Consider the following 13,532-nt stretch of genomic DNA (forward strand, 5'->3'; position numbering starts at 1 on the left):
TCTACCGAGCTCTCAATTAAATAGCTAAGTGCTTACTCTGGCCAATCTTGCAAAGCTTTTAAGCTAAACTCATAACCATCAAAATCAAGTACACTTTGTTCAGGTGTAATCTCTCTTACAGTTAAAGCGCCAATGCTCTCACCTTCATGTAGCTCTCGGCCATTTAGCTTGATCCAACGCTTATCAGCACTCGATGAATATATATGTGCTTGATATTTAATACTAGGCAACATTGATTGCAAACCATCAGGTAGCAATTCTACAGGCTCAACACGTGATGACGTTTTTGATGCTTGTGTAACTTCATAATCTTGATTCTTTTCGACGTCTTGTATAGCTTGAGCAAACGCATTTTTAAGTGTTGTAGGCACCTCATCAAGTTCAGGATCGCTCATCAATTGAGATTGGTTGCTACCATTAATTGGCTTACCCAGGACTTTATATTTACTCATATCTAGTTGAGCTGATGCTGTATTTTGACTTTGCCCAAATACCGAAGCGTTCTGCATATTATTTGGATTGTAATTACTTTGTGGATTAAATACTGGCTGATTATAATTTTGAACTGGCATTACTTGCTGCACGCTCTGCTGATTATAGCCTGCTGCATTCCCGCCCTGACTTGATGGCATAGGAATATATTGCCCATTAGGCGTTAATAACATTTGCTGTACACCATTAGGTGTTTGCACATGTACAAGTTGTCCTTCAATCGTTGCTATATTTGTTGGAGCTACTTTAGCAGGCTCTAACTTAGCTATTTGCTGTTTTTCAACTTCAACATCTACCTCTTTAACTTCTTCTTTAGGTGACGATTTTTCACTTTCAACCACCTTAATTACAGCGGGCTCCGATATGTTTAATAAAGTAGTACCTTGAAACCACTTACCCGTAGTAAACCCACCAGCTACCGCAATAAAAGCAGCTAAGCTTGTACCAAATACTAGCGCTAATCGTCTATAACGCTTAAGTGCTTGCTGTTGCTTTAACTGCTCTGATTGTAAGTCGTATTGCTCAGCACTCATATCTGATTGCTGTGACTGCTTTAGCGCATCTAATAAATAAGACATAACTTACCTAACTATAAAATAAATGAAAGCCCAATGCCTACGGCAAATAAAGCAGCGAATGCAAGGCTATATGGTACTAGTGACGTTGCTTTGTTAGCCTCATTAACGGGCGCTACAAAATCCATGGGTAATGACTCATGTGCTGATTTTTTTATTATATCGCTATCAACTATCAACTGCTGCTTTGCAAAAGTGCCTACCAAAGCTCGCTCACAGACCAAGTTCATTAATCGTGGCACACCACCGGTTAATTGATGAACAGCTTGCATAGCATCCATCGAAAAAATTCCTTTATCACATCCTGCAACATGTAAACGGTGCTTTATGTAAGCTACTGTTTGGCCTTGCGTAAGTGGTAATAAATGGTAACGAGCTGTTATTCTCTGGGCGAGTTGCCTTAATTCATTGCGCTTTAAAAGCTCTTGTAGCTCAGGTTGCCCAACCAATACTATTTGTAATAATTTTTTATGATCGGTTTCTATATTTGTCAACAAGCGTAATTGTTCAAGCACATTAGGGGCAAGTAACTGCGCTTCATCAATTATAAGAATGGTATGCCCACCCGATTTATTATTGGTCTCTAAATGCTTTTTTATAATATCGGTAAGACTTTTAAGCGTTGCATTATTAGCATCATAACTAATGTTGAGCTCATCACAAATACTGGCTAATAACTCTAGCTCTGAAAGTGCTGGGTTATGGATCATAGCTACTTGCGTGTTTTCAGGTAACTGCTCTAACATACTGCGGGTAATTGTAGTTTTACCTGTACCCACTTCGCCTGTTAATAATACAAAACCACCGTCTTCACCTAATCCATAGGTAAGGTGTGCTAAGGCTTCTTTATGTCGTTCACTTAAAAATAAGTAATGAGGGTTGGGCGAAATTGAAAAAGGTTTTTCATTCAGGCCAAAATAGCTTAAATACACCGTGATGTTCCTTCGTAATTAAATCACGGCCTATAATGGCAAAAAAACGCGCTAAGTGACAACGTTGTAAGCGCTTTATTATTGAAATAACGTAAATTTATGTAAAACAAAAAAATGCAGCGGTTTTAAGGCTGCACTTTTGTCTGTCTAATCTTAGTATGCATTTTACTCTTCGTAGCGCACTAACCGTAAATACACATTACTGGTTTTGGCATGTAAGCTATTAAGCCCACTATCAAATTGATAAACCCACGCTGAGCTCATCGTGCTAACACCCGATGTATTTGACCAATAGTTTTGAAGCTTAGTACCAAAAAACACCTCTTCATTAATGCTCGGCTCGGTACAACTGTGCTCTAAAATACTCGCAAGCTCTTTAATGTTAGGCATTTGCCAATCATCGTAATCTGCGGTTGTATCATTATTAGCACCGCGTAGTGCTTCTTGCCAAGTAAGAGAAGGTGTAGAGCCTTCACAAAGCTGGGTCTCTGTATTATAAGTTTGCCCATAACTACAGCGTTGCCACATAAGGCCTGTTTCGGTATCAGACACTGTGCCATCTGTATTTATAGTAAATCTATCTGTCGGTGTTGTGGTATCTGCACCGTCGTAGCACGTTTGCGCCGCTGCAATATTAAAGCTCAAGCTTATAGTTGCTAGTGCATAGAGTAATTTTAATCTCATTATTTTCTCCTAACGGCTTCTAACTAAACGAACATACGCGGTATTTTCTTTTGGATAAGCAAGATCGTTACCATCACTCATGTCAATGATATACGCTTGCGATAAACTGGTACCATCGGCTGCGGTTTGTGAGGTCCAGTAACGTAAATGGCTTAATGCACTTTCACTGGGCATATTAGGAAAAAATGCCTCATCAATTAATATGCTTTGCCCTTGTTTACCGTAATCAATTAAACCTAAAAGCTCTGTATAAGTAGGTAACCGCCAGTTTGTACCACCACAAAAATCTAAGTTATTCACTTCGTTTATATAACTTTGTACTCCACAACTCGTATCATCCGGACAAGTTGAATTGGCTGTACTGATATCGGTAAAAGTAGTATTCCCTACATCCCAAAAGTAATGATTTTGCCCCTCACGCAAACTTGTATTTGGTAATACTCCTGAGGATTCACTTTTTACTTCCCATACAAGTCCAGTAACATTATCGCGTATACAGGTAAAGTCACTACTATCATTACCAACTTCATCAGCAAACTGATTAAGTTTAGTGTAGTCAAACGCTAAATTGCCTTTGCCAACCTTATCTAAGCGGTTTGCATAGCTATCGCGTCCAAGCTCAGCATCTTGCGCTGGAAAGTCATCGCTTTCACAGTTAATTCGTTGGGTGTTGTTATAACACTCACCTATACCGCTGTCGTTTATAAGCCCTAACGCCTTGGGTGTAACATCAACAAATAAAGAATCTGTATCGGTGCGTCCTTTTGAGTCGGTTACCGTTACTTCAAAGCTCAACGTGGATTCAGTATCTACATCAGAGGCAAAAAATGTCGTTGTACATTGGTCGCTATTACTTAATGTTTCGCTATTACCGGTAAGTTGTTGCCATTTACACTGATACGTATCGGTGACAGTTTCGCTATTCGTTGCATCAAGCGTTACTTCTTCAAACTCTTCGACATTTTGATCAGCGCCTGCATTTGCATCCACTAGTTCATTTGTTTTATTAAGTGTCATTGAATATTGAGTACTCGCCTCACCGCCTTCATCATCAGTGACTGTTAGCTGCCAAGATAAATTTACGTTACTTTCTAGTAATGGATGAGAAAAGCTAAGAGTTGACTCGTTAAAGCTCGCAATATCTAAATCAGGACCTGATAGCAGTTGCCACAAATAACTATCAATTTGGCCATTATCATCAGGATCGCTCGACTCAAGGGCGCTCAAAGTCACTGTATCATTGTAAACAGAAGGGAGTGTTTCTGGTAAGGTTTGGGTAACAACGGCTAAAGGAAGCTGATTATTAGAGCTAACCGAAATTGTAATATCATCACTAACAGCACTGCTACCCGTACTTTCGTAGCTCACTCTTAAGATAATTTCGCTGTCAGCTTTTACGTCAGGGGCTGTAAGTGTTTGCTCTGCGCCATCAAGCGGAAAACCTTCTAAGCTTGGGCCGCTAACCTGTTGCCATGAAAACGTACCATCCGCAGGGGAACCTTGTGCTGTGATGGTAAATTCAGTTTTTTCGATAATTTGTAAATCGGTTCCAGCATTAACAGACGTTTCTACAACTGTATTATCGCTATCACCGCCACCGCCTCCACACGCACTCAGCAAACCACAAGAAATGAGGGGGATTAAAGCAAACGCTTTCATACGCAGCACCTTATTATGTCAAATAATTACTATAGTGTAATCATAAGCAATAAAGATGCCATTAAAGTACTACATATATGTATCTTGATGAATGCGTACAAACAACTTTGTACCTATTTTACTGTAATCTACTTTGTATTCACGCCCATCTAAAGCTTGAATAAACAGTAATTGTTTTTCTTCGCCGAATACATCAGCGCTACTCACATAAACCATCTCTAAATAACGTTCTTTTGCGTCACGGCGGTTTTTAGGTAACTCTTCTTTAAATGGCTCTAAGCCATGCTGAGTCACTTTAATTTTGGGATGAATTTCAGAGTTTACAATTACTAAATCGTGCTTTTTATCTTTATGTATTATGGTGTTTCGACCACTTTTTAAAAAGGCTCTGTCTTGGCTCATTTTTCTTTCCTACAGTCGCAGCTTAATTATTAATTTGCGACGCTATAAACTGACTAGGCTCGCGCTTCCATTTATTTAAGTTAGCACTAAATGTCCAGATATCTCTATCCAACACACTGGCTGGCAATAATAAATCGTAACCGGTTAACAGTCGAAGGTGCTTAGTCCTGTTAGCAAACATAGCTATAAGACCAGTATAGCTTATCCCTTTATGGGATGTGTAATGTGTATCTTCTATTAGCCATTCTGATGGGCAATTGCCATTTTTGCAATGTTTTTGAACAACTTGCATGAATAAGTTACGCTGCTCTATTAATAATTTTCCTGCAATTCTAGGCGCTATGCTTGTTAAAAACTCGTCTATGTCGTTTACCTTAACACCAACTGCATTTAATTCTAAATAATCAAAGCCATCTTCTACTTTGGGTATACCACTGTGATGAAAGTTACTATTCGGCATACACCAAGCCCCGTACTTATGGCAATAAACAAGCTCCGACTCACTTAAAATAAGACTATGATATGGCTCTTGGGTTTTCAAAAAGCCAATAAAAATAGCAGCAAGGCACAAACTAACTAAAAACACTTCAAGGATGCTAATTTCACCTGGCCTTAGTATATTGAATAACATAATAAAAGCTAAGCCTATAGCACCTACAGCGAGCACCTCAATTGCGTTTCGCGCACCTTGTGCTCGAAACTTAATGACATTGTTAGATTTATCCATATTGGTAAAACACCATATAAAAAACAAACATAATAATGGCCCAAATTATGACCTTTCTTGTTGTTATACATAAGTTACAGGTAGTTTTAAATTTCATACATTACCGCTTTTACCTCAACAAAATAGGAACAATGAATAAATCTTATTTACTTTTACGCTTAACGCACAAATTTATGAGACACATAACCGTCTTTTCCCGGTCTTATTTCGTACAATACTTACAATTCATTTTCAGGTATGAAATCAATGTACTCAAGACAATCAGGTAAAGCACTTTTTCCATTTATTATTACGTTACTTCTAATATTTAGCGTTTATTTATATCTACCCGCTAGCCACGGCGAACAGGCCGATTCATCACAAATGTCTACTCAGGTAACTGCTCATACTGTTACTTCACAGGAAAATGCTGTGATGATAGAAGCTATCGGTAGCGCGCGTGCAAACCAAGCTATCTATATAAAAAGTGCGCAAAACGATTATGTCACAGATATATATTTTAAAGACGGCGACTTAGTCAGTAAAGGACAAAAACTAGTACAGCTACAAAGCCAACAAGAAGAAATTGCGGTTAAAGAGCTTGGCATTAACTTACGTGAAGAAAAGCGCCAGTTAGATCGCCTAACCGAACTTTCTCGCTCCCAATCAACGGCAAAATCGTTACTTGAAGAGCAATTATCTCGGGTTGATGCAACAGAGGCTCAACTAGAAAGCGCTAAAACTAAATTAAACGAGATGACTATTAGTGCTCCGTTTTCAGGCCTGTTAGGTAAGCGTGAAATATCAATAGGTGCCTACGTAAGTAATACAACAATAATCACAACACTTGATGATATTAGTATTATTAAAGTTGACTTTAAAGTACCTGAAAAATATTTAGCACAATTAAGTATGGGCATGAAAGTACTTACCCAAAACGATGCCTACCCAGAACAAACATTTAACGGCAAGGTAACGCATATTAGCTCGCGTATTGATTCGGTTACACGCAGTGTTGAAGTAACAGCAAGTTTTGCTAATAAATCAGGATTACTTCGCCCTGGTATGTTATTAAATACAGCACTTGAGCTAAGCAGCAACCAAGCTTTAATGGTGCCAGAAAAAGCAGTTATACCTTTGCAGGACAAACACTTTGTTTTTCAAATTCAAGATGGAATAGCCAATAGAATTGAAGTGCATGTTGCTGGCAGGAATAATGGTTGGGTTGCTATAGACGAAGGCTTAACCGATGGCGAGCAAGTTGTTACTGAAGGGCTAATAAAAATTCGCTCTGGAAGTAAAGTAAGCGTAAAGGGGTAATACGTGAAAATTACAGATACTAGCGTCAAGCGCCCCGTTTTTGCCATTGTAATTAATTTACTTCTTCTTACTTTTGGATTGGTGGCATTTACAATGTTGCCACTTCGTGAATATCCTGATATTGAAACGCCCATTGTAAATATCAGCACTGAATACACAGGTGCTTCAGCCGAAATTATAGAAACCAAAATTACGCAAATAATAGAAAATCGAATTTCGGGTATTGAGGGTATTAAAAGTATTAATTCATCGAGCCAAAATGGTCGTTCTAATATTACTATCGAGTTTGATATTAACCGTGACATAGATGCGGCATCTAACGATGTACGCGAACGTGTAGCGCGCGCACTAGACAGTTTACCAGACCAGGTACGTCCACCAGAAGTGTCTAAATCGAATAGTGATGAAAGCCCAATCGTATGGTTTGTATTAAACAGCGATAAAATGGACTCATTGCAACTATCTGACTATGCCCAACGTTTTATAGTAGACCGCTTAGCGGTTGTTGATGGCGTATCTAACGTACGTATTGGTGGCGAGCGTAAATACGCCATGAAAATTTGGCTAAACCGCCAAGCAATGGCTGCACGAGGTATTACCTCAAGCGATATAGAAAACACATTACGTACTGAAAACGTTGAGTTACCAGCCGGCCAAATAGAATCTATCGACCGTGACTTTACAGTACGTACAGCGCGTAGTTACAAAGATCAGCGCGACTTTAATAACCTTGTAATAAAACGAGGTGAAGAAGGTTATTTAGTGCGTCTAGGGGAAGTTGCCGATGTACGCCTAGAAGCTGAAGATGACGAAAGTTTATTTCGTGGCAATGGTCGTAATATGATTGGTTTAGGCATTGTAAAACAAGCCAAAGCTAACACGTTAACCGTAGTAGATAACGCACGTAGTGAACTTGAAAAAATAAAGCGCAACTTGCCAGAAGGGACAACTATTCAAGATAGTTACGACTCATCTGTATTTATTAAGGAGTCGATAAGTGAAGTATATAGCACCCTCGCTGTTTCGATGGGGTTAGTTGTTTTAGTTATATTTTTGTTTTTAGGTAATATACGCGCCACGCTCATTCCTGCGGTAACTGTACCTGTAGCGTTAGTTAGTAGCTTTATGTTTTTACTAGCAATGGGCTACTCAATTAACTTACTAACTTTACTTGCCTTGGTGCTTGCCATTGGTTTAGTTGTTGATGATGCCATCGTAATGCTTGAAAACATTCACCGCCGTATCGAATTAGGCGAACCACCACTACTGGCTGCATACCGAGGTGCACGTGAAGTTGGTTTTGCTATTGTAGCAACTACCCTTGTACTTATATCTGTGTTTGTACCATTAGTATTTATGGATGGCCGTATAGGTGCATTATTTACTGAATTTGCAATGGCAGTAAGTGCAGCTGTATTTTTCTCAAGCGTTACTGCATTGACACTTGCACCTGCACTTTGTTCTAAAGTACTTAAAGTATCTGACAAGCCAAATAAATTTAGCCAATGGATGGACCGTCAATTTACAAAAATAGAATCGAGTTACCGTAATTCATTAACGACTAACATGACCCGAAAATGGGGTTTAATGGTGAGCTTGTTGCTTGCAGGTTTTGTTAGTTACTCACTCTTTTTACAAGTGCCGTCTGAGCTTACACCTAAAGAAGACCGCGGTACTTTCTTTATACTTATGAATGGACCTGAAGGCGCTAGTTACGAAAATAATGCAGCCAATATGGCTAAAATTGAAGAACGCCTTATCCCCTACTCTGAAGCTGGCGAATTAAGTCGTGTACTTGTGCGAGTGCCTGGTTTTGGTAGCAGCGGTGGTGTAGCAATTGTTGGGATGGCTGATTGGGATAAACGCAAGCGTTCAACATGGGAAGTAATGGGCGAGATAAGCGGTAAAATGCAGGAAGTTACTGACGTACGCGCATTTGCCATTATGCGACGAGGCATTGGCGGTAGAGGTATATCTCAACCTCTTGAGTTTGTACTGCAAGGTAACGACTATGAGCAACTTGCTGATTGGCGCGACCGTATTATTAAACGCGCAGAAGAAAATCCAGGGTTGTTAAAACTGGATCACGATTACAAAGAAACCTTCCCGCAGTTTTTAGTCAGTATTGATAAAAACAAAGCGGCTGATTTAGGTGTATCAGTATCTGATGTTGGTACCACTCTTGAAACAATGTTGGGTCAACGCCGTGTTACTACTTTTATTGATCGTGGTGAAGAGTACGATGTAATTTTAAAGGGTACAAAAGAAGACTTTACGAACCCTACAGACATCTCAAATATCTATCTTAAATCGCGTAGTGGCGAACTAGTGCCGCTTGATAGCCTTATTAGTTTAAAAGAAGAAGCAACTGCATCTCGCTTGAACCGATATAACCGTATGCGTGCAATTACGCTTAGTGCTAATTTAGCTGAAGGGTATACATTAGAACAAGCACTTAACTTTTTAAATGAAGTAGCAGCTGAAGAAAACGATATAGATGGCGCAATAGATTACAAAGGTGAATCGCAGTTATATTACGAAGGTGCTTCAGCAATGACCTACGTATTTATACTTGCACTCACGGTTACCTTTTTGGTACTTGCCGCGCAGTTTGAAAGCTTTATGCATCCATTTGTAATTATGCTTACAGTACCACTTGGTTTAATGGGTGCTATGTTCGGGCTTTGGGCTACAGGGCTTACCTTAAATATTTACAGCCAAATAGGTATTGTCATGCTCATAGGGTTAAGTGCTAAAAACGGTATACTCATCGTCGAATTTACTAACCAATTACGCGATAAAGGCATTGAGTTTAGCGAAGCGATATTGCAAGCAGCGACTCAACGCTTACGTCCAATTATTATGACTTCACTCACAACTGTTATGAGTTCAGTACCATTGGTACTCGCCTCTGGGCCTGGTGCAGAAAGTCGTATGGTAATTGGTGTTGTAATATTCACAGGGGTAATAGTATCAACTTTATTAACTCTTTTTGTAGTACCAGCGGCTTATTATGCATTAGCACGTAATACGCAGTCTCCTGAGTTTTTACAGCAAAAACTAGATAAACAAGCCACAGAAAAGCCTTTAGAAGAGATCTAATCTCTTTATTGCGCCGTAACCTTGTTGTTGCGGCGCATACAATTTATGCTCGCCTTTAAACTCCATATACATTTTAGGAATACTTATGAGCTCAACAACGCAAGTAGCAACATTTGGTGGCGGCTGTTTTTGGTGTATAGATGCTGCATTTAGACGTGTAAATGGCGTATTAGATGTGAGTTCTGGCTATACAGGCGGCGAAACCGACGCCCCAACCTATAATTCTGTATGCTCTGGCACAACAGGGCACGCTGAGGTTGTTAAGATTGAATTTGACGCAACTGTCGTTAGCTTTGAAACACTGCTGGCAATGTTTTTCACTTTGCATGATGCAACACAGCTGAATCGACAAGGTAACGACATAGGCACACAGTATAGAAGCGTTGTTTACTATCACGATGAAGCTCAGCTAAAGCAAACCAATGAAATGATAGCTCAACTGCAAAGCCATGTGAGTGAGCCAATTGTGACAGAAGTCAGCCCTGCTACTACATACTATCCAGCAGAGCATTACCATCAAGATTACTATAACGAAAACCCACAGCAGGGTTACTGCAGTATTTTAATCGCACCTAAATTACATAAGTTTGAAACCGTATTTAAAGAGTTTTTAACTGAGTAACTAAGTTTAGTCGCATAGTAAAAAGCCCGATTTAAATCGGGCTTTTGTCTTTTTTACTCTTTAACTATTGAAAGCGATTAAAACTGGTAACTTGCGCCTGCAAAAAAGCGGCGCTCTGGTGTGTTGTAGTAATACACTTGACCCGTTGTAAAATCAGCGTTTGAGTCAACCGCGTTATACTCTTTATCAAATAAGTTTTCTACACGAAGCGAAATCTCAATGTGTTCATTTACTTGGTAATTACCCGCTAAATTCCACAGCGTGTAAGAGCCTAAACGCGTTACTGCACCTTCTCGGTCGCTACGGTATTGCATGTCTAACCTTGCATCAAAAGCACCAAACTGTTTTGCAAGTTCCCAGTTAAATGTGCGTTTAGCAACATTACGTAACTCTGCGCCCGTTTCTTCGTCTTCTGCACTTAAATAAGCAAAGTTAAGGTTGCTATCAAAACCAAAAAACTGCTGAGATAAGCTAAATTCAACCCCTTCATAACGTGCTTCATCGATATTAGCTAATGCAAAGTTTGCATCGTAATCAATTTTATCTTCAATATCGTTTCTAAATATTGCAACATCAACTTGCGCAATATCAAAGTCCACACTCAAACCTAACTCACGGTTTACTGATTTTTCAGGCTGTAAATCAGGGTTACCATAAAGTGGGAAATATAAATCGTTAAATGTAGGGGCTTTAAAGCCAGTACTTTGGCTTATACGAAATGTTGCATCTTCAGATAAATGGTAACCTGCAGCAGCTGTATACGTTGTTTCGTCGCCAAATTGCTCGTCATCATCTTGGCGAACAGTTAAATTAGCCAATACTTTATCTGCATCGTAGTAAGCACCTACAAACACAGCAAGTACATCTCGGCTGTCTTCAACAAATAGTTGCGAACTATGAGATACATCATCGTTGTACCAGTTAACACCACCACTAATGTTAAGCTCATCAGATAGTAGGTATTGGCCGTTATAATCAACCTGTGTGCGTTTAGTTATAAAAGTACTTGTTGTTGGTCCAACTGAAAAATCGACATATGTATTGTCTGAATCATCCGTTGCTAGCGCTAAATCAATACTGTGCGTTTGATTAGTGTAGTTTTTACTCCAACCTGCAGAAAGCTGGTAGTTTTTAAAATCATCTCGTTCAATCGTACTGTCGGCTGGACTAAAGCGACTGTCGTAATCTGCGAAACCTTCACTGTATTGACCTAATAACTTAAAGTCGCCGTAGTGTGCATCAGAATAATTTACTTTAAAACCAAGATTTTTATTTTCATAGCCATCTTCATCGGGTGCTACGCCTTGCAGTACATCAAAGTTATCTGTTTTTTCAAATCCTGCATTAAATGCTGTTGTTATATCGCCTGATTTTACAGAGCCTGCCACTTGATAATTTTGATAAGAATCAGAACCAAACGTAGCACTCAAAGATAAGTTATCTGATTCACGCGTTATAATGTTGATTACGCCAGCAAGTGCATCAGAGCCGTAAACAGCCGCGCGAGAGCCCTTAATAATTTCGATGCGTTCGATACTATTTAGAGGAACATTATTTAATGCTTTTTGACCAAGTGTTGCAGAACCCGTACGTACACCGTCAATCAAAATTAGCGTATCGCCAGAGCCAGTACCACGAAGTGACACACCTGTATTTTGGCCAAAACCACCGTTTGGATTAACCTGAAAACCAACTCGCGTGCTTAATAAGGTTGGTAAATCGCGTACGTTGCTTGCTTCTATTTCAGCGCGTTCAATAACACTTACACTCGCTAAAACGTCATTGATTGATTGCTCAAATTTATTAGCAGTAACGGTTATTTTTTCAATTGAATTATCTGCAGCAGACACAGAAAATGAAAGCGCAGCAGAAATAGCAACGCCTAGAGTTGTTTTGTTTAACATGATGTCCCCTACCTTTGCCCACCGCAAAGATTTAAGTAAGTAAGATTGCATCAAGGCCGGTCTCCGGACTCAGTAAGCACATAAAAATATGCAATACTTTACCGTTGCGGGGGCAGTGTTGGGCTTGTAGTCATCATGAAAACTCACCAACTTCCCGATTATCTTGCTGTTAGTTTCAATACCTTAAAACCAATGCATAAGCATTAAGCAAGCACCTCAAAAATATGCGGCTATTGTGAGCATTTTGTTTACAAATGTCAACGGACGTCTATACAGCTAAAACAATTTAACTATAAGTATTACTCAATATTAAAACTTGAAGAAACACCGTATTTATTTAGCAGGCTTTTGATCTGGAACTTAATAGCTGAAGAATTAAGAATAGCATCAATTTTAGACGCTGATATTTTGCTTTGCTGAGTATTAACTAAAAAGTGAGTATCGAAAACGGCATCGGGGATTTCACTTTTGTATAGCAAACTCATATCGAAAGCTTTTTGGTCTTTAAAATACTGGTACGCAATGCTATTTAGTACGCCAATGTTGGCACGCTTTAGTAACAACATTTTTACCACGTTGTATTCGTCTATAGTAAGGCTAACACTGTGCTCCTCACTTAAGTAATATGCATCAGTATTGTAGCCAGCAAAGTGATACGAATAGCCTAAAACCCCTACTTTTGTTAGTGCTCGTAAATCATTAAAATAAGCTTGATTTATTGCATTTTCTTTAAGCGCATATAACTCATTTTTTGTAATCATATAAAAACTACTTTGCATCACATTCGAGCGCATAGATTGCGGGATCCATTGCAATGCCATTAAGAATAGAACATCAAAATGCCCCTGTTCAACAGACTTAGATAGCCTTTTAACAGGTAAGGAATTGAGTATAAAGTTAAATTCGCTCTGTGAGTCATTCAATATTTTTATAAACTCAGGTGCAAGCCCCCGTTGTGTTTGTGCATCAATAACAATCGGGAAATAGCCATCTTCAACCAATATATTAATATCAATTGCTTTTGATAAACTAGGCTGCGTAAATAGAGCTAACAGAAATAGCAAAAATAATTGATAGGCTTTCATTTAATACCTTGTATAAAAATCACATGTAATAAATATAGTAGCTTAAATA

Annotated in this window: 11 protein-coding genes and 1 riboswitch; of the genes, 3 read left to right on the forward strand and 8 right to left on the reverse strand. The window is 39.0% G+C overall.

All coding sequences use genetic code 11. From position 1 onward, the window contains the following. Positions 1–32: 32 nt before the first annotated feature. The 6 genes from BW142_RS00860 to BW142_RS00885 all read right to left on the reverse strand — a co-directional run bounded on the left by BW142_RS00860 (position 33) and on the right by BW142_RS00885 (position 5,471). Positions 33–1,070 carry a general secretion pathway protein GspB gene (locus BW142_RS00860; protein ID WP_076923574.1) on the reverse strand — a complete coding sequence of 346 codons (1,038 nt, stop codon included), beginning with the start codon at positions 1,068–1,070 and terminating at the stop codon, positions 33–35. Positions 1,071–1,081: 11 nt separating this feature from the next. After that, a complete protein-coding gene (locus tag BW142_RS00865; RefSeq protein WP_024598595.1) occupies positions 1,082–1,999 on the reverse strand; it encodes an AAA family ATPase in 918 nt (305 codons plus the stop codon). Between the two features lie 165 nt (positions 2,000–2,164). Then, the gene (locus BW142_RS00870) at positions 2,165–2,683 is read right to left on the reverse strand and encodes a DUF1566 domain-containing protein (protein WP_076923575.1); all 519 of its coding nucleotides are present in this window, start codon (positions 2,681–2,683) and stop codon (positions 2,165–2,167) included. Between the two features lie 9 nt (positions 2,684–2,692). Beyond that, a complete protein-coding gene (locus BW142_RS00875) occupies positions 2,693–4,342 on the reverse strand; it encodes a DUF1566 domain-containing protein (protein ID WP_076923576.1) in 1,650 nt (549 codons plus the stop codon). Between the two features lie 69 nt (positions 4,343–4,411). Next, positions 4,412–4,744 carry a hypothetical protein gene (locus BW142_RS00880; protein WP_024598598.1) on the reverse strand — a complete coding sequence of 111 codons (333 nt, stop codon included), beginning with the start codon at positions 4,742–4,744 and terminating at the stop codon, positions 4,412–4,414. Between the two features lie 22 nt (positions 4,745–4,766). Further along, complete coding sequence (locus tag BW142_RS00885; RefSeq protein ID WP_076923577.1) at positions 4,767–5,471, reverse strand: DUF2982 domain-containing protein; 705 nt, start codon at positions 5,469–5,471, stop codon at positions 4,767–4,769. A gap of 246 nt (positions 5,472–5,717) precedes the next feature. Here BW142_RS00885 and BW142_RS00890 point away from each other — a divergent pair, with 246 nt between their 5' ends. The 3 genes from BW142_RS00890 (at position 5,718) to msrA (ending at position 10,494) form a co-directional block, all read left to right on the forward strand. Beyond that, a complete protein-coding gene (locus tag BW142_RS00890; protein WP_076923578.1) occupies positions 5,718–6,770 on the forward strand; it encodes an efflux RND transporter periplasmic adaptor subunit in 1,053 nt (350 codons plus the stop codon). A gap of 3 nt (positions 6,771–6,773) precedes the next feature. Beyond that, positions 6,774–9,872, forward strand: a complete 3,099-nt coding sequence (locus tag BW142_RS00895) for an efflux RND transporter permease subunit (RefSeq protein WP_076923579.1) — start codon at positions 6,774–6,776, stop codon at positions 9,870–9,872. Positions 9,873–9,957: 85 nt separating this feature from the next. Further along, positions 9,958–10,494, forward strand: a complete 537-nt coding sequence (gene msrA, locus BW142_RS00900; protein WP_076923580.1) for a peptide-methionine (S)-S-oxide reductase MsrA — start codon at positions 9,958–9,960, stop codon at positions 10,492–10,494. Positions 10,495–10,571: 77 nt separating this feature from the next. Here the strand turns inward: msrA and BW142_RS00905 are convergent, their stop codons facing one another. Beyond that, positions 10,572–12,398, reverse strand: a complete 1,827-nt coding sequence (locus BW142_RS00905; RefSeq protein ID WP_076923581.1) for a TonB-dependent receptor — start codon at positions 12,396–12,398, stop codon at positions 10,572–10,574. A 36-nt stretch (positions 12,399–12,434) separates the two neighbouring features. Next, positions 12,435–12,599: riboswitch (cobalamin riboswitch) on the reverse strand. A gap of 98 nt (positions 12,600–12,697) precedes the next feature. Beyond that, positions 12,698–13,483, reverse strand: a complete 786-nt coding sequence (locus BW142_RS00910) for an ABC transporter substrate-binding protein (RefSeq protein ID WP_076923582.1) — start codon at positions 13,481–13,483, stop codon at positions 12,698–12,700. Between the last annotated feature and the right edge of the window lie 49 nt (positions 13,484–13,532).

The organism is Pseudoalteromonas sp. EB27 (assembly GCF_001974875.1).
Taxonomy (GTDB): domain Bacteria; phylum Pseudomonadota; class Gammaproteobacteria; order Enterobacterales; family Alteromonadaceae; genus Pseudoalteromonas.